We start from the raw sequence: 15,686 nt of genomic DNA, 5'->3' as shown, positions 1-15,686 counted from the left end.
CAGACTCGCTTTCGCTGCGGCTCCGCATCTTCTGCTTAACCTTGCACGGGATCGTAACTCGCCGGTTCATTCTACAAAAGGCACGCCATCACCCGTTAACGGGCTCTGACTACTTGTAGGCACACGGTTTCAGGATCTCTTTCACTCCCCTTCCGGGGTGCTTTTCACCTTTCCCTCACGGTACTGGTTCACTATCGGTCACTAGGGAGTATTTAGCCTTGGGAGATGGTCCTCCCGGATTCCGACGGAATTTCACGTGTTCCGCCGTACTCAGGATCCACTCAGGAGAGAACGAAGTTTTGACTACAGGGCTGTTACCTCCTATGGCGGGCCTTTCCAGACCTCTTCATCTACCTCGTTCCTTTGTAACTCCGTACAGAGTGTCCTACAACCCCAAGAGGCAAGCCTCTTGGTTTGGGCTGGTCCCGTTTCGCTCGCCGCTACTCAGGGAATCGCATTTGCTTTCTCTTCCTCCGGGTACTTAGATGTTTCAGTTCCCCGGGTCTGCCTTCTCATATCCTATGTATTCAGATATGGATACCACTCCATTACGAGTGGTGGGTTTCCCCATTCGGAAATCTCCGGATCAAAGCTTGCTTACAGCTCCCCGAAGCATATCGGTGTTCGTCCCGTCCTTCATCGGCTCCTAGTGCCAAGGCATCCACCGTGCGCCCTTTCTAACTTAACCGTTAAAAAGAATCACTACGTGATATCTTGCATTACTAATTGAATGTGAATTACTTCTGTTATCTAGTTTTCAAAGAACAACATCTCGAAGAATCGAATGATCCTTCAAAACTAAACAAGACAGGGAACGTTCTGTTTATAAGACCCAAGGTCTTATATTCCGTTAAAATCCTTAGAAAGGAGGTGATCCAGCCGCACCTTCCGATACGGCTACCTTGTTACGACTTCACCCCAATCATCTGTCCCACCTTCGGCGGCTGGCTCCTAAAAGGTTACCTCACCGACTTCGGGTGTTACAAACTCTCGTGGTGTGACGGGCGGTGTGTACAAGGCCCGGGAACGTATTCACCGCGGCATGCTGATCCGCGATTACTAGCGATTCCAGCTTCACGCAGTCGAGTTGCAGACTGCGATCCGAACTGAGAACAGATTTGTGGGATTGGCTTAACCTCGCGGTTTCGCTGCCCTTTGTTCTGTCCATTGTAGCACGTGTGTAGCCCAGGTCATAAGGGGCATGATGATTTGACGTCATCCCCACCTTCCTCCGGTTTGTCACCGGCAGTCACCTTAGAGTGCCCAACTGAATGCTGGCAACTAAGATCAAGGGTTGCGCTCGTTGCGGGACTTAACCCAACATCTCACGACACGAGCTGACGACAACCATGCACCACCTGTCACTCTGCCCCCGAAGGGGACGTCCTATCTCTAGGATTGTCAGAGGATGTCAAGACCTGGTAAGGTTCTTCGCGTTGCTTCGAATTAAACCACATGCTCCACCGCTTGTGCGGGCCCCCGTCAATTCCTTTGAGTTTCAGTCTTGCGACCGTACTCCCCAGGCGGAGTGCTTAATGCGTTAGCTGCAGCACTAAGGGGCGGAAACCCCCTAACACTTAGCACTCATCGTTTACGGCGTGGACTACCAGGGTATCTAATCCTGTTCGCTCCCCACGCTTTCGCTCCTCAGCGTCAGTTACAGACCAGAGAGTCGCCTTCGCCACTGGTGTTCCTCCACATCTCTACGCATTTCACCGCTACACGTGGAATTCCACTCTCCTCTTCTGCACTCAAGTTCCCCAGTTTCCAATGACCCTCCCCGGTTGAGCCGGGGGCTTTCACATCAGACTTAAGAAACCGCCTGCGAGCCCTTTACGCCCAATAATTCCGGACAACGCTTGCCACCTACGTATTACCGCGGCTGCTGGCACGTAGTTAGCCGTGGCTTTCTGGTTAGGTACCGTCAAGGTGCCGCCCTATTTGAACGGCACTTGTTCTTCCCTAACAACAGAGCTTTACGATCCGAAAACCTTCATCACTCACGCGGCGTTGCTCCGTCAGACTTTCGTCCATTGCGGAAGATTCCCTACTGCTGCCTCCCGTAGGAGTCTGGGCCGTGTCTCAGTCCCAGTGTGGCCGATCACCCTCTCAGGTCGGCTACGCATCGTCGCCTTGGTGAGCCGTTACCTCACCAACTAGCTAATGCGCCGCGGGTCCATCTGTAAGTGGTAGCCGAAGCCACCTTTTATGTCTGAACCATGCGGTTCAGACAACCATCCGGTATTAGCCCCGGTTTCCCGGAGTTATCCCAGTCTTACAGGCAGGTTACCCACGTGTTACTCACCCGTCCGCCGCTAACATCAGGGAGCAAGCTCCCATCTGTCCGCTCGACTTGCATGTATTAGGCACGCCGCCAGCGTTCGTCCTGAGCCAGGATCAAACTCTCCGATAAAGTAGTTTGACTGACTACGCACATCACTGTGCGATTTATTTAAAACTTTGAATTAACAGGTACGTTTTGTCTTGTTTAGTTTTCAAAGATCATTATAATGGAGCGGGTGATGAGAATCGAACTCACGACATCAGCTTGGAAGGCTGAGGTTTTACCACTAAACTACACCCGCGTTTGAATTGGCGCGCCCGAGAGGAGTCGAACCCCTAACCTTTTGATCCGTAGTCAAACGCTCTATCCAATTGAGCTACGGGCGCTTATCAGGCGACTTAACTATCATACTACCAATCAGTTATGATGTCAAGTGTTTTTTTATTTCTTTTAAAATCTTTTTCTCGACCTCATTTATTATACACGCTTTTGAGAATTTGTAAAGTCTTTTTTTAAAAGATCATTTTCTCATTTGTCGTTATCGCTTTGTTCATCAGCGACGTTTAATAATATACCATGCACTTTAAATTAGGTCAACACTTTTACGAAACTTTTTTCTCACTTATTATTCCCTTCTATATAATAAATAAAAAAGCAGGATTCCTAGGAACCCCGCATCTATCCAGATTACCCGCTCACCTTGGCTTCTGCGCTATTACGATCTGTTTTTTCATAAGCACGGAAGTTTTGTTCAAGCTGTTCGAGCGACAGACCTTTCGTTTCCGGAAGGAACCTTTTCACAAATATAACGGACGCTATCCCTAACAGGACAAAAATGAAGAAGGTTGCAGACAATCCGATGTTTGCGAGCAGGACCGGAAAAGTGAAACCAACAAGGAAGTTCACGATCCAGAGGCAGAAGACAGTGACCCCCATACCAAGTCCCCGCAATCGAAGCGGGAATATCTCCGACAGCATCAGCCAGGTCACCGGAGAGACAGCCCCCTGCTGAAACGCAAGGAAAGTGACTGTTAATGAAAGAACCACATAAGGAAGAGCGGGCGATCCTTTCAGCACGACAGACAGAACTCCGATCAAAAGCAGCACCGCAGTCGTTCCGATCAGCCCCGTCATCAGCATCGGGCGTCGGCCGACTTTGCCGAGAAGCCATATTCCTACAAAAGTCGCGAGCACCGAAATCACACCGTTAGCGATATTGCCGATTAATGCGGCTTTTGTCTCGAAACCAGCATCTTTTAAAATTTGAGTTCCATAATACATAATTGAATTCACGCCGGTGAGCTGCTGCACTACCGCAATTCCGATCCCGATAAACACAATGCGGCGCACCCACGGAACGGCAAGATCCTTAAAGGCGGCCTGCTCCATCTCAGCTTCCTTATGAAAGGCAGATTCAATTTCAGCGAGCTCAGACTTCGCTTTCTCTTCACTCCTTATTCGCCGGAGAACGTGCAGAGCATCTTCTTTTCTTCCTTTAGAAACCAGCCAGCGCGGACTTTCAGGAACTTTCAGCATACCGAAAAACAAGAATACCGCCGGAAGGGCCGCGATAACGAGCATATAGCGCCAGGCGTGAGAGATATCACCAAGCACATTGCCGATGATAGCATTACACGTGAAGGCAAGCAGCTGGCCTGTTACAATCATCAATTCATTTTGGGTAACCATTCTCCCTCGGCTTTCCGCCGGCGACATTTCAGCCAAATATGCCGGAACGGTTACGGATGCTCCCCCGACGGCAAGTCCCAGCAGAAAACGGGAGATGATCATAACCGATACGCTAGGCGCCAGTGTACATCCAAGCGTTGCTGCAAAGAACAAAACGGCAAGGATAAGGATATTTTTACGTCTGCCGTTATAGTCCGACAATCTCCCTCCGAAAACTGCTCCGATCGCAGCCCCCAAGAGCAGGGAGCTCGCCACCATCCCTTCAGTCAAAGCGGTAAGATTAAGCTGGTCAGCTTCCGCCATAAACGGCAGCGCCCCATTAATTACACCTGTATCATAGCCGAAAAGTAGACCCCCGAACGTCGATACTAAAATGATGGTTCTCAAAAATGAATGCTGGCTGCTATTTTTATTCATCTTCAAATCCTCCTAGTTTTTACACAGAGATAATATCGGAATATTCAGTTATCAATATTTGCACCCATAACGTCTGCATACAAGTTCTGACCGTCCAAAACAGTTATATAAGAAGAAAATAACATGAAAGCGTTATCATTTATAGTGATTATCCGCTCTCCCCTCTCGTCAAATTGTTATTTTATAGTTACTTTGTAGTGAAGTTATAATGATATTATTGGCACTTATGTTATTATCATAATTTTAAAAGCGCTTTCAGTCAATAAATATTTCATATAATTTTATAACTTACCTTTATATCACCTATATGTAATCAATTTATGTTTTTAATCAACTCATTTTCACTATATGATCAATAGTTAATCTCTTTTAGATAAAAAATTGATTATATATTGAAAACCCCCAATCAGCAGTTGGGGGTTTTTGATTTATTCTTCGTTTATTGTAACGATCGTTCTTCCTCTCGCTTCTCCTTTTAAAAGAGCAGGAAGCGTATCCGGCAGCTCTTCAAGTGTAATTTCCTTTTGAATAAAGGCCTCCAGATCTGCAGGCTTGAAGTCATCAGCTAAACGCTGCCATGTTTTCTTTCTTGTCTCCATCGGACAGAATACGGAATCGATTCCCAAGAGACTGACGCCGCGCAATATAAACGGAAAGACTGTAGCCGGGAGTTTCGTTCCCGCTGTCAGTCCGCTCACAGCAACTGATCCGCCGTACTGAATCTGGCTGAGAACTGAAGCAAGCGGCTCACCTCCGACCGGATCGACGGCCGCTGCCCATTTTTGTTTTTGCATTGGTTTTAACGTGCCGTTATACACTTCGTCACGGTGAATGACCGTCTTTGCTCCGAGGCTCTTCAAATAGCCGCTTTCGTCTTCTTTTCCCGTACTGGCCTCGACCTCGTAACCTAAGGTTGAAAGAATGGAGACGGCAAAGCTTCCGACGCCGCCTGTCGCTCCCCTCACCAGCACCTTCCCTTTTTCAGGAGCGGCATGGTTTTCTTCAAGACGCTGGACGGACAATGCGGCAGTGAAGCCGGCGGTTCCGATCGTCATGGCTTCTTTAAGTGTCAGACCTTCAGGCAGCGGCACGATCCAATCAGCCGGAATGCGGGCCATCCCGCTATAACCGCCAAAGCGGGAAACACCTATGCCGTAGCTTGTCGCAATGACTTTGTCCCCCTCTTTGAAACGGGCGTCATCTGAGGAAACGACGATTCCCGCTAAATCAATTCCCGGCACGAAAGGATACGACGTTACAATCTTGCCGTCAGGAATGGCAGCCAAGCTGTCTTTATAATTCACCCCTGAGTAGCAAACCTTAATCAGCACTTCACCCTCGGGAAGGTCCTGAACCGCCAGCTCCCGTACGCTGACTGAAAACCGGTCTTCACGTTGATCGACTACTAACGCTTTAAATTGATCTGTCATCACTACGTCTCCTTAAAATGAATTGAATGGCTTTGGAAAAGCATAGAATAAGTTTGATTTGATTTCAAATGTCCTGCCCCGTGTAGTATGATCAAAAGTAAAAACAGCGAAAGAGTGGTTACGCATCATGTCTGATAAACAAAACAAAGATAACAAAAACAACAACAGCAGCAATCAGCCATTACCGGACATTATTCATACCGCCGTTTTCAAGGCGCCGATACAAGTTGTCTGGGATACGGTCTCCACTGCGGACGGCCTGTCTCTCTGGTTTATGCCGAATGATTTCACACCTCAAGAAGACAGTGAGTTTCAGCTGGAATCTCCGTTCGGTCCGTCTCCGTGCAAGCTGCTGGATATTGAAGCGCCGTACCGCCTTTCTTTTTCGTGGGATACGGAAGGCTGGATCGTTTCTTTTGTCTTAAAGGAAACGGAAAGCGGAGATACGGAATTCACTCTCATTCACGGCGGATGGAAAGAGCCGGAAGCCGTCATCAATAAAGTCAATCGGAAAAGCTCCGAGATTCACAGTACGATGGATCAAGGATGGAACGGGCTTGTCAACACGAAACTTCGCGGGGCTGTTGAGGCTTAATACAGAAGGACGGACAAGCTTTCCGTCCTTTTTTTGATGCCGATACATAAAAACTGACTTTGCAAAGACACTAACAGAAGAACCGAAAACTTCTTTCAGGGGGCGCTGTTTATGTATTATTACAAAGAAGAGCTGATCAATATCATTAAACCGGACAAGCCGGACCCGGCCGCGGCCAAGGTGCTTCAGGAAATTTTAGGCGGGCACTACGGAGAAATGCGGACGATGATGCAATACTTTTTCCAAAGCTCTAATTTCAGAGGAAAAGAAAAACAGTTCCGTGACCTGCTTCGCGGTGTATTTTTAGAAGAGATCGCACACGTTGAGCTTGTCCAGCATACGATTAATGCGCTGCTCGACGAAAGCGGCGCTGAGGGCCCCGGAAATCAGGCAGCAGATCAGGCGCCGCTTGACGAAGCAGTTAAACACGCCAATCCGCACCATTTTATCATCGGAGCGCAAAGTTCTCTTCCTGTAGACGCCGGCGGCAATCCATGGAACGGGTCTTGGGTATACAACCACGGGAACCTGATTTCCGATTTATTGGACAATGTCGTGCTGGAATCAACCGGCGTGCTGCAAAAGACGCGCATTTATGAAATGAGTTCAAATCAGACGTTCAGAGAAACACTCGGTTTTCTGATCGTCCGTGACAACGCCCATCAAAATGCATTTACAAAAGCGTTGGAAACACTGGGTGTCGAATGGGGCAAATTATTTCCCGTGCCGAATTATGATATTGAAAAATACCCGGAATGCCGGAAATTCGTTGAGATGGGTTATCATAATACCCAATTTAATTTCAGACTGGATCCGACACGGATCGGAGAAATTCTGCAGGGAACGACGCCGAGCCGAAACGGCGGCGAATTAAGTGTGTCCGAGCCTCCTAAAGGTTTCCCCGTGCCAGAACTTCCTGAGCTTCCGAATGAGCACAGCCCCGGACTGAAAGATATGAACTTGTAACAAAAAAACGCCTGTTTCGGGCGTTTTTTGTTTTTCTGAATATGAGGTTTGAATGTGTTTAAAACGGGGAATATAAGCCGGGAGATCTTGCCATACGGCCGTTATTATAATGTGAGCACATTGCTGTACATACTTCGTTTCGAAAGTTGTCCTAATTTTCCAGCCGGCCGGCTGGGTATGTTTGAATGATAATGGGAATTATGTAAAGAGAACAATGTCTTTTCTAAGGAGGCAGCGAATGTCTAAGCAAGGAAACTTCCAGAAAACTATGTCACTTTTTGATCTTATTTTAATCGGCATGGGAGCCATATTCGGTTCGGCATGGCTGTTTGCCGTCAGCAACGTCGCCTCTAAAGCGGGCCCATCAGGCGTTTTTTCCTGGCTGATCGGCGGGGGAATCATCTTATTGATCGGCTTGGTTTATGCGGAACTGGGCGCCGCGCTGCCGCGGACCGGGGGAATTATCCGGTATCCCGTATATTCACACGGACACCTCGTCGGATATTTAATTTCCTTTGTCACCATTGTGGCATACACGAGTCTTATTTCTATAGAAGTCACGGCAGTCCGCCAATACGTGGCGTATTGGTTTCCCGGTTTGACCGTAAAAGGCTCCGATTCTCCGACAATTGCCGGGTGGATATTGCAATTTGCGCTGCTCTGCCTGTTCTTCCTCCTCAATTACTGGAGTGTCAAAACCTTTGCGAAAGCAAACTTCATTATTTCGATTTTTAAATATGTCGTACCGATTACGGTAATTGTGGTACTGATTTTTCATTTTCACCCGGGCAATATGACCGTTCACGGATTCGCGCCTTTTGGCTTCACCGGAATTCAGGCCGCGATTTCCACAGGCGGCGTCATGTTTGCATACCTTGGGCTGCATCCGATTGTGGCTGTCGCGAGTGAAGTGCAGAATCCGAAGCGGAACATTCCGATCGCATTGATTGTCTGTATTATCGTTTCTACTATTATTTACACCGTGCTGCAGCTCACTTTTATCGGGGCGATCCCGGCGGATACCCTGAAGCACGGATGGCCGGCTATCGGGACTGAATTCTCCCTTCCGTTCAAAGATATCGCCGTTTTGCTCGGTTTGGGGTGGCTGGCGACATTGGTCATTTTAGATGCGATTTTATCACCGGGCGGTAACGGAAATATCTTTATGAATACGACTTCACGTCTCGTCTATGCCTGGGCCAGAAACGGAACATTATTCAGCATTTTTTCTAAAGTCAATAAAGAAACCGGGACACCGCGTGCCTCCCTTTGGCTTTCGTTCGGTCTGGCTGTTTTTTGGACGCTTCCGTTCCCTTCTTGGAACGCTCTTGTCAACGTATGCTCCGTCGCATTGATTCTGTCTTATGCGATTGCGCCGATTTCTTCTGCGGCGCTGAGAGTCAACGCGAAGAATATTAACAGACCGTTTTATTTAAAAGGGATGAGCATCATCGGGCCGCTGTCGTTTATTTTTACCTCTTATATTGTATATTGGTCCGGATGGCGCACCGTATCCTGGCTTCTCGGTTCTCAAATTGTCATGTTTCTGATCTATCTCTGTTTCAGTAAATATGCTCCCAAAGATGATGTCAGCATACGGCAGCAGCTGAAATCAGCATGGTGGATCGTCGGCTTTTATGTCATGATGCTGATTTTCTCCTATCTCGGCTCGTTCGGCCACGGATTGGGCATTATCAGCAATCCGCTTGACCTGATTCTGATCGCCATCGGTTCGCTCGGTATTTATTACTGGGCAAAATATACGGGACTGCCGAAGGCTATGATCGACAGTGATAAATGACGAATGCCGGAAAGAAGTATGGTCTTCTTTCCGGTATTTTTATTTTAAGGGATGACAAAAAAGCGAACATGCGATAAAATGAATGACAGTCATTCATAAAAGGAGGAACCCCTCTATTGGCAAAACAAAGCTCGGGAAAATACGAAAAGATCCTGCAAGCCGCGATTGAAGTCATTTCTGAAAAAGGATTAGACAAAGCATCCATTTCAGAAATCGTCAAAAAAGCCGGAACGGCCCAAGGTACGTTTTACTTATATTTTTCTTCTAAAAACGCACTGATATCCGCGATTGCAGAAAACCTGCTCGACACTACGCTGGACAGAATAAAAGGGAAAACGGACGGTTCTGAAGATTTTTGGACGTTGCTGGACATTTTGGTAGATGAGACATTTCACATCACCCGGCTTCATAAAGATATTATCGTTCTCTGTTATTCCGGTCTTGCCATCGATCATTCAATGGAGAAATGGGAAGCCATTTATCAGCCTTATTATTCCTGGCTGGAAGGCGTGATCAATACGGCCATTGAACAGGGTGAGGTCCACAGCGGCATTCATGTCAGATGGACAGCCAGAACGATTATCAACGTTGTCGAGAACGCGGCTGAACGGTTTTATATCGGCTGTGAACAGGATGTCGATCTCGAAGTATATAAAAAAGAAATATTCAGCTTTCTCAAAAGAAGCTTGCAGAAATGATTGGCAGAGACCGATCATTTTTGACCGCCGTAAAAATGACTGACATTCATTCATAACTGAGGTGACTGTATCATGTATTGGCTGCTTGTATTGATAGCCGGACTGTTAGAAGTAGTTTGGGCGTCCGCCCTGAAGCATGCGGATTCGCTCTTTGATTGGATTGGTATTTTCCTTCTGATTGCCGTCAGCTTTCTGATGCTGATCCGCTCTTATAAAAAAATTCCGATGGCTGCCGCATATACCGTTTTTGTCGGAATAGGCACCGTCGGCACATATGTAACGGGCGTCATTTTAGGCGAATCGTTTTCAATCGGGCAAATATTCTTTTTGGCTTTGCTGTTGTCCGGCATTTTAGGAATGAAGGTATATACGAAAGAAACTGAAACAAGGGGTGAACATTAATGGCATGGCTGCTGTTATTTATTGCCGGAGCGGAGGAAGTTGTAGCGGCCGTTGCCATGAAACATATTGACGGTTTTAAAAAAAAGTGGCCGCTGATTGTCATGGTAACAGGCTTTATGCTTTCATTCTTTTGCCTTTCCGGAGCGATGCAGGTTCTTCCCACAGGTGTCGCGTATGCGGCTTGGACCGGCATGGGAAGCATCGGCGTTTCGGCCGTGGGCATACTTTGGTTTAAAGAAAAATTCAATCTGTCACAATTGGTGTCTCTAGGGCTTATCCTCATTGGTGTCATCGGCTTAAAACTGACAACGTGACGGCCTGAGACAGCTTTTTAAATAAAAAACAAAGGACCCTAAGCGGGCCCTTTGTTTTTTTATGCTGTTTTGATCTGTTCCGCTTTTCCCGCTCCGACTCCGAAAATGAAGATCAGAACGGAGACTGCGATCAGCATGAATAACGGAACCGTCCAGCCGTGCGTGATGTCATGCAGCAAACCGAATACGAGCGGCCCGAACGCGGCAAGTAGGTATCCGAATGACTGGGCCATGCCGGAAAGCGCCGCGGCTTCATGAACATGCCGGGTCCGCAGGCTGAAGAACATCATCGCCAAGCTGAACGCACAGCCTCCCGCAATTCCGATTAAAATGACCCATAGCGGAGTGAGAGCCGGGCTTCCGAAAAGAACGCCGGCAATGCCGATAAGGAAAAATAAAGCCGTCAGTCCGGCGAGTGCGCGCTGATTTTTCATTTTAGCGGCAGCGATCGGCACGATAAAAGTAATCGGCAGGACTGAGAATTGCATTAATGAAAGCATCCATCCCGCCTTACTTGAGCTGAGTCCATTCTGCTGAAGAATTTCCGGCAGCCAAGCGATGACGGTGTAAAAAATAAGGGATTGCAGCCCCATGAACATCGTCACCTTCCAAGCAAGCGGAGACCGCAGCAGACTGCTTTTCTTCTCTCCGTTTGTCCCAGTCGTGCGGACGGGCAGTTCGCGTCCTCGCATTTGCGGAATCCACATGACAAACGCAATGAAAGAAAGGATAGCCCAGCAGCCGAGCGCGCCTTTCCAGCCTAACCCCGCTGAAGAGGCGATCGGCACGCTGATGCCGGATGCAATCGCGCCGCACAGATTCATAGAAACCGAGTAGACGCCGGTCATGATGCCTAAATTTCCGGGAAACTTATGTTTAATGAGACTCGGCAGCAGGACGTTGCATACGGCGATCGACAATCCCAACAGGATCGTTCCGAAAAAGAGAGTGCCGATTCCGGCGATGGAGCGCAGCAGAGTTCCGGCTGTCAGGACAATTAATGATGACAGTAACACAATCTCGGTCCCGAAGCGCCGGGACAATAAAGGAACAAACGGCGACAGACATGCAAAGGCCAAAAGCGGCACTGTCGTAATGGTGCCGGCAGCCGCATTGGTCATGCCGAGGCTGTCCCGAATTGAGGAAACGAGCGGCCCGACCGATGTCAGAGGCGCTCTGAGGTTGGCCCCTATCAATATGACTCCGATGACCAGCAATATCAGTTTTTTACGCTGACTTGCTTGCAGAATTTGATGTTCGTCTTTAATTTTCATGTTCATCCTCCATGTGTATTGTATCTTTAAATACTGTGATGTATTGGTTGACGGCCTCCATGGCCTGATCCGGTTTCTGTCCGATAATCGCGGCGGCAAGCTGGGTGTGGATCCGTATAGCAGGGGTGATTTCCAACAGGTTATGGACTGACGCACAAAGCGCCTCCGTCATATGCTCGTAAAGATCAGAGAGCATGTTGTTATGGGCCGCCTGTACAATGGTTTTGTGCAGTTTAATGTCAGCCTCGGCATACCGTTTTCGATCTTCATTTTGCAAGGCCGCTTCACATTCATCCAAGCACACCTTCAGTGCTTTCAGGTCTTCGTCATTACGCCTTTCCGCCGCCAATCGCGCAGCTTCTCTTTCGAGTGCGTATCTGACTTCTAATGTTTCAAGCAAATTTGATTTTTTAATATGGCGGTAAAATGCCGCGCCGAGAACACTGGATGAGCTGACATACGTACCGCTCCCCTGCCTTGTCTGAAGCAGGCCGGCATGTACGAGCGCCCGAATGGCCTCACGCAATGTGTTTCGGCTCACATCAAATTGCTTCATTAAATCCAGCTCAGGGGGAATGCGCGTCCCGACCGGCCATTTATCCGATTGAATTAACGATTCAATTTGCGTCACCACTTGTTCTACGAGCGACAGTCTGCTTGTTTTGGATATCTCCATCAAAACACCTCTGAAATTTGTAGGATGATTCTATCATTGGGTAATATAACATAAAAAAAGCGAAGATGTAAATCAGCGGCAACAAAAAAAGAGTGAGTTTTTCTCTCACTCTTCGGCGCTTTTATGAACGTTTTATATTGACTGAGGTCACGACAAACTTGTCATGACGGTGGCGGGAAAATGAATATTCAAAGGGAGTGCCGTTGTCCAAAAAGCCTACATGCTCGACTTCAAGTATCGGGTCATCCGGCCGGCAGCCGAGATATTGCTGATCCATATCATCCGACTTGCACGCTCTGATTTTTCTGTGTGAGCCTGCGATTTTGAGCTGGAGTTCCCGCGTAATATGATCGTAGATGGAATGGTTGAGCACCTCGTCATTAATGCCGGGTATAAGGCTCGCCGGCATGTACGTTTTTTCAAGAACGTACGGTTCGCCTTCAACAATTCTGAGCCTTACTACATAATAGACGGGAGTCTTTTCATCGATGGCCAAATGTGCGGCGACATCTTGAGACGGAAACTGCACTTCAAACCGGATGACCTTGCTCTTGATATTTTTTCCTTTTAACAAATTGCTCAGGCCGAGAATTTCGTTGCTGACTACGTGAACGTGCTCATCCTGCATGGCTGATTGAATGATAAACGTGCCGTGCCCTCTTTTTCTGAAAAGCATTCCTTCAGCCGCAAGTGTATCAAGCGCCCGCTTCATCGTCATCCGGCTGCACCCGAACTCCGCAGCGAGCGTCTTTTCATCCGGGATCGGCTGATCTATGTCATATACACTGCTTTTAATCCTCTTTCTCATTTCGTTGGCGATTTTTTCGTACTTATTCATCGGTTTCCTCCGGCTGTATAATGTTTGATCTGTATAGACTCCTTACGGTTATCATAAATTTTTTTCCCTGCTTCATCAATGACGTTACAGCCGCCGATATTGAAATTGAAAGGATTTCCTCGAATTTTCTATGGAATCTCCCTCACTATTATGGTAGAATTTTTGCAGAAACGGACACAACCGAATATTGCATACATTGTATAACCTCAATGATATGGTTTGAGGGTGTCTACCAGGAACCGTAAAATCCTGATTACAAAAATTGTCCCGTACACTTTTTGTAATCAGGATTTTTTATTTTCTAAAAAATAAAAAAAGGAGTATCTGTACATGAATTTCAAAGTATTTCTGCTTGCAGCATCTACCATCGCAGTCGGATTGGTTGAATTAATTGTGGGCGGTATTCTTCCGCAAATCGCTTCCGACTTAGATATATCTATCGTCAGCGCGGGGCAGCTGATCAGCGTGTTTGCGCTCGGTTACGCGGTATCCGGCCCGCTGCTTTTGGCGGTGACGGCAAAGGCTGAACGAAAGCGGCTTTATTTAATCGCACTGTTTATTTTCTTCCTAAGTAATCTGGTGGCTTATTTCAGTCCCAATTTCGCCGTACTTATGGTGTCACGGGTTCTCGCTTCCATGAGCACAGGGCTGATTGTCGTCCTTTCTTTAACGATTGCTCCTAAAATCGTGGCGCCTGAATACAGAGCGCGGGCGATCGGCATCATTTTCATGGGGTTCAGCTCCGCAATCGCTTTAGGCGTGCCTGTCGGCATTATCATCAGCAATGCCTTCGGATGGCGCGTTCTGTTCTTGGGAATCGGCGTATTATCTCTCGTTTCCATGCTGATTATCAGCGTCTTTTTTGAAAAAATACCTGCTGAAAAAATGATTCCGTTTCGTGAGCAGATCAAGACGATCGGGACCGCCAAAATTGCCAGCGCACATCTTGTCACCTTGTTTACATTGGCGGGGCATTACACACTCTATGCCTACTTTGCGCCTTTTTTGGAAAGAACGCTTCATTTGAGTTCCGTTTGGGTCAGTGTATGCTACTTTTTGTTCGGTCTGTCAGCGGTATGCGGCGGCCCGTTCGGAGGGTGGCTGTATGACCGTTTAGGAGCATTTAAAAGCATCATGCTTGTGACCGTTTCTTTCGCTCTGATTCTGTTTATTCTTCCGCTGACAACGGTTTCTTTAATCATTTTCCTGCCTGCGATGGTGATCTGGGGATTGCTCAGCTGGAGCCTTGCGCCGGCGCAGCAAAGCTATTTAATCAAAATTGCGCCTGAGTCTTCCGATATTCAGCAAAGCTTCAACACGTCCGCTTTGCAGATCGGCATCGCGCTCGGGTCAGCCATCGGCGGCGGCGTGATCGGACAAACCGGTTCTGTCACAGCAACAGCCTGGTGCGGCGGTTTGATTGTCATTATCGCTGTCGCGTTAGCTGTATTCTCTTTAACGAGACCCGCTTTGAAAAGAAAATCCGCATAAATGTGAGACCGCAAAAAAGCCAAAGGAGTTCCTTCGGCTTTTGCGGTCTTTTTATTTTGCGGCAGCAAGCTCGTCTTCTGTCACCCATTTATGATTGGTTACTTTTTGGCCGCCGTCAGTCGGTGTATAGTCGACCATATAAACGGTTGTCTTTTTGGCTGAATCAATAACGGCTTCGGCGCCCTTCATGCCTTTCATATGGGATGCCTCGATCACGGCCTTGTCACCCGGTTTTAACGTTTTATCCCCGGCGCCCTTCAGCTCTTCCTGAATGACCCATTTATGATCTTCGACGCGCTTTCCTCCCGTTTCCGGAGTGTAAGACACACTGTAAACCGTTGTATCATAAGCACCTTTTACGGTTCCTTGTGCATTTTTCATGCCTTTCATATGAGAAGCTAAAATCATGACGTCACTGCCGACCTTATAAGTCGGATTTTCTGCCTTCTTTAAACCTTTCGGCACCTCGGATGAACCTGAGTGATTCATGTCTTCGTGAGAGTGCGTTTCTTTGTCTTTCGCTTTTTCGCTTCCTCCTGAAGATTGGCTGTTGCATCCGGCAAGCGCCAGAACGGGGATCAGGAGAAACATGCTGAATAAAAATAGTCTCGCTTTCATTTCAAGAACTCCTTTGCCTTTTTGATTTTTCACTTTCCCTTTCGTTTCTTCAGTAAAACAAAAAGATGGCCTGTCATTTCTCCTAATTCTTCAAATCTCTCTTTATTGCCTTTCATCAGGTGAAATTGTTCACAAAATGTACACATTAATGGAGATGCAGTATAATTCATTTATCAGATAATAGGGGGAACTC

Annotated in this window: 13 protein-coding genes, 2 tRNA genes, 2 rRNA genes and 1 riboswitch (1 of these 18 cut by a window edge); of the genes, 7 read left to right on the top strand and 10 right to left on the bottom strand. The window is 47.5% G+C overall.

Features of this window, described 5'->3' with window-relative positions; genetic code table 11:
* From NYE28_RS03155 to NYE28_RS03130, 6 genes are all read right to left on the bottom strand, one after another.
* Positions 1-688 (bottom strand): 23S ribosomal RNA (locus tag NYE28_RS03155); it reaches 2,242 nt to the left of the window's first position.
* Positions 689-863: 175 nt separating this feature from the next.
* Positions 864-2,413: ribosomal RNA gene (locus tag NYE28_RS03150) — 16S ribosomal RNA — on the bottom strand.
* Together the 16S and 23S rRNA genes with 2 tRNA genes alongside form the textbook arrangement of a ribosomal RNA operon.
* Before the next feature lie 98 nt (positions 2,414-2,511).
* Positions 2,512-2,585: transfer RNA gene (locus tag NYE28_RS03145), tRNA-Gly, on the bottom strand.
* A gap of 8 nt (positions 2,586-2,593) precedes the next feature.
* Positions 2,594-2,670, bottom strand: a tRNA-Arg gene (locus NYE28_RS03140).
* 301 nt (positions 2,671-2,971) lie between these two features.
* Positions 2,972-4,390, bottom strand: coding sequence for a sugar porter family MFS transporter (locus NYE28_RS03135; RefSeq protein ID WP_160222892.1), 1,419 nt, complete (start codon positions 4,388-4,390; stop codon positions 2,972-2,974).
* 428 nt (positions 4,391-4,818) lie between these two features.
* The gene (locus NYE28_RS03130; protein WP_160222891.1) at positions 4,819-5,820 is read right to left on the bottom strand and encodes an acryloyl-CoA reductase; all 1,002 of its coding nucleotides are present in this window, start codon (positions 5,818-5,820) and stop codon (positions 4,819-4,821) included.
* A gap of 127 nt (positions 5,821-5,947) precedes the next feature.
* Here NYE28_RS03130 and NYE28_RS03125 point away from each other — a divergent pair, with 127 nt between their 5' ends.
* The 6 genes from NYE28_RS03125 to NYE28_RS03100 all read left to right on the top strand — a co-directional run bounded on the left by NYE28_RS03125 (position 5,948) and on the right by NYE28_RS03100 (position 10,596).
* Positions 5,948-6,415: an SRPBCC domain-containing protein gene (locus NYE28_RS03125; RefSeq protein WP_020955414.1), complete on the top strand. Its 468-nt coding sequence runs from the start codon at positions 5,948-5,950 to the stop codon at positions 6,413-6,415.
* 111 nt (positions 6,416-6,526) lie between these two features.
* Positions 6,527-7,381: a manganese catalase family protein gene (locus NYE28_RS03120; protein ID WP_007409292.1), complete on the top strand. Its 855-nt coding sequence runs from the start codon at positions 6,527-6,529 to the stop codon at positions 7,379-7,381.
* A gap of 238 nt (positions 7,382-7,619) precedes the next feature.
* Positions 7,620-9,182: an APC family permease gene (locus tag NYE28_RS03115; RefSeq protein WP_007409293.1), complete on the top strand. Its 1,563-nt coding sequence runs from the start codon at positions 7,620-7,622 to the stop codon at positions 9,180-9,182.
* Between the two features lie 116 nt (positions 9,183-9,298).
* On the top strand, positions 9,299-9,880 hold the full coding sequence (locus NYE28_RS03110; RefSeq protein WP_007409294.1) for a TetR family transcriptional regulator: 582 nt from the start codon (positions 9,299-9,301) through the stop codon (positions 9,878-9,880).
* A gap of 72 nt (positions 9,881-9,952) precedes the next feature.
* Entirely contained in the window at positions 9,953-10,282 is a 330-nt protein-coding gene (locus NYE28_RS03105) for a multidrug efflux SMR transporter (RefSeq protein WP_160222890.1), read from the top strand.
* On the top strand, positions 10,282-10,596 hold the full coding sequence (locus NYE28_RS03100) for a multidrug efflux SMR transporter (RefSeq protein ID WP_007409295.1): 315 nt from the start codon (positions 10,282-10,284) through the stop codon (positions 10,594-10,596). Before NYE28_RS03105 ends, NYE28_RS03100 begins: the two co-directional genes overlap by 1 nt.
* A 59-nt stretch (positions 10,597-10,655) precedes the next feature.
* On the opposite strand, the gene NYE28_RS03095 is transcribed toward NYE28_RS03100, so the two are convergent.
* The 3 genes from NYE28_RS03095 to NYE28_RS03085 all read right to left on the bottom strand — a co-directional run bounded on the left by NYE28_RS03095 (position 10,656) and on the right by NYE28_RS03085 (position 13,384).
* Positions 10,656-11,870 (bottom strand): MFS transporter, encoded by a 1,215-nt coding sequence (locus tag NYE28_RS03095; protein ID WP_012116961.1) that lies wholly within the window; start codon positions 11,868-11,870, stop codon positions 10,656-10,658.
* Complete coding sequence (locus NYE28_RS03090) at positions 11,860-12,546, bottom strand: FadR/GntR family transcriptional regulator (protein WP_031378597.1); 687 nt, start codon at positions 12,544-12,546, stop codon at positions 11,860-11,862. The genes NYE28_RS03095 and NYE28_RS03090 overlap by 11 nt, the downstream gene beginning before the upstream one ends.
* A 121-nt stretch (positions 12,547-12,667) precedes the next feature.
* Entirely contained in the window at positions 12,668-13,384 is a 717-nt protein-coding gene (locus tag NYE28_RS03085) for a GntR family transcriptional regulator (protein WP_007409298.1), read from the bottom strand.
* Between the two features lie 176 nt (positions 13,385-13,560).
* Positions 13,561-13,660, top strand: a riboswitch (purine riboswitch).
* Positions 13,661-13,714: 54 nt separating this feature from the next.
* On the opposite strand from NYE28_RS03085, the gene NYE28_RS03080 reads away from it, so the two are divergent.
* Positions 13,715-14,875, top strand: a complete 1,161-nt coding sequence (locus NYE28_RS03080; RefSeq protein WP_007409299.1) for an MFS transporter — start codon at positions 13,715-13,717, stop codon at positions 14,873-14,875.
* Between the two features lie 51 nt (positions 14,876-14,926).
* On the opposite strand, the gene NYE28_RS03075 is transcribed toward NYE28_RS03080, so the two are convergent.
* Positions 14,927-15,493, bottom strand: a complete 567-nt coding sequence (locus NYE28_RS03075) for a YdhK family protein (RefSeq protein WP_007409300.1) — start codon at positions 15,491-15,493, stop codon at positions 14,927-14,929.
* Positions 15,494-15,686 lie beyond the last annotated feature (193 nt).

It is taken from the genome of Bacillus sp. FSL R5-0443, assembly GCF_038608285.1.
Taxonomy (GTDB): domain Bacteria; phylum Bacillota; class Bacilli; order Bacillales; family Bacillaceae; genus Bacillus; species Bacillus velezensis.
The sequence above is the reverse complement of the archived record's forward strand: the minus strand, read 5'-3'. Positions and strand labels throughout refer to the sequence as shown.

Coding starts and splice junctions, on each gene's coding strand:
- NYE28_RS03095 (WP_012116961.1), bottom strand. CDS start 11,870: ATGAAAATTAAAGACGAACATCAAATTCTGCAAGCAAGTCAGCGTAAA.
- NYE28_RS03075 (WP_007409300.1), bottom strand. CDS start 15,493: ATGAAAGCGAGACTATTTTTATTCAGCATGTTTCTCCTGATCCCCGTT.
- NYE28_RS03085 (WP_007409298.1), bottom strand. CDS start 13,384: ATGAATAAGTACGAAAAAATCGCCAACGAAATGAGAAAGAGGATTAAA.
- NYE28_RS03130 (WP_160222891.1), bottom strand. CDS start 5,820: ATGACAGATCAATTTAAAGCGTTAGTAGTCGATCAACGTGAAGACCGG.
- NYE28_RS03125 (WP_020955414.1), top strand. CDS start 5,948: ATGTCTGATAAACAAAACAAAGATAACAAAAACAACAACAGCAGCAAT.
- NYE28_RS03115 (WP_007409293.1), top strand. CDS start 7,620: ATGTCTAAGCAAGGAAACTTCCAGAAAACTATGTCACTTTTTGATCTT.
- NYE28_RS03120 (WP_007409292.1), top strand. CDS start 6,527: ATGTATTATTACAAAGAAGAGCTGATCAATATCATTAAACCGGACAAG.
- NYE28_RS03135 (WP_160222892.1), bottom strand. CDS start 4,390: ATGAATAAAAATAGCAGCCAGCATTCATTTTTGAGAACCATCATTTTA.
- NYE28_RS03090 (WP_031378597.1), bottom strand. CDS start 12,546: ATGGAGATATCCAAAACAAGCAGACTGTCGCTCGTAGAACAAGTGGTG.
- NYE28_RS03100 (WP_007409295.1), top strand. CDS start 10,282: ATGGCATGGCTGCTGTTATTTATTGCCGGAGCGGAGGAAGTTGTAGCG.
- NYE28_RS03080 (WP_007409299.1), top strand. CDS start 13,715: ATGAATTTCAAAGTATTTCTGCTTGCAGCATCTACCATCGCAGTCGGA.
- NYE28_RS03105 (WP_160222890.1), top strand. CDS start 9,953: ATGTATTGGCTGCTTGTATTGATAGCCGGACTGTTAGAAGTAGTTTGG.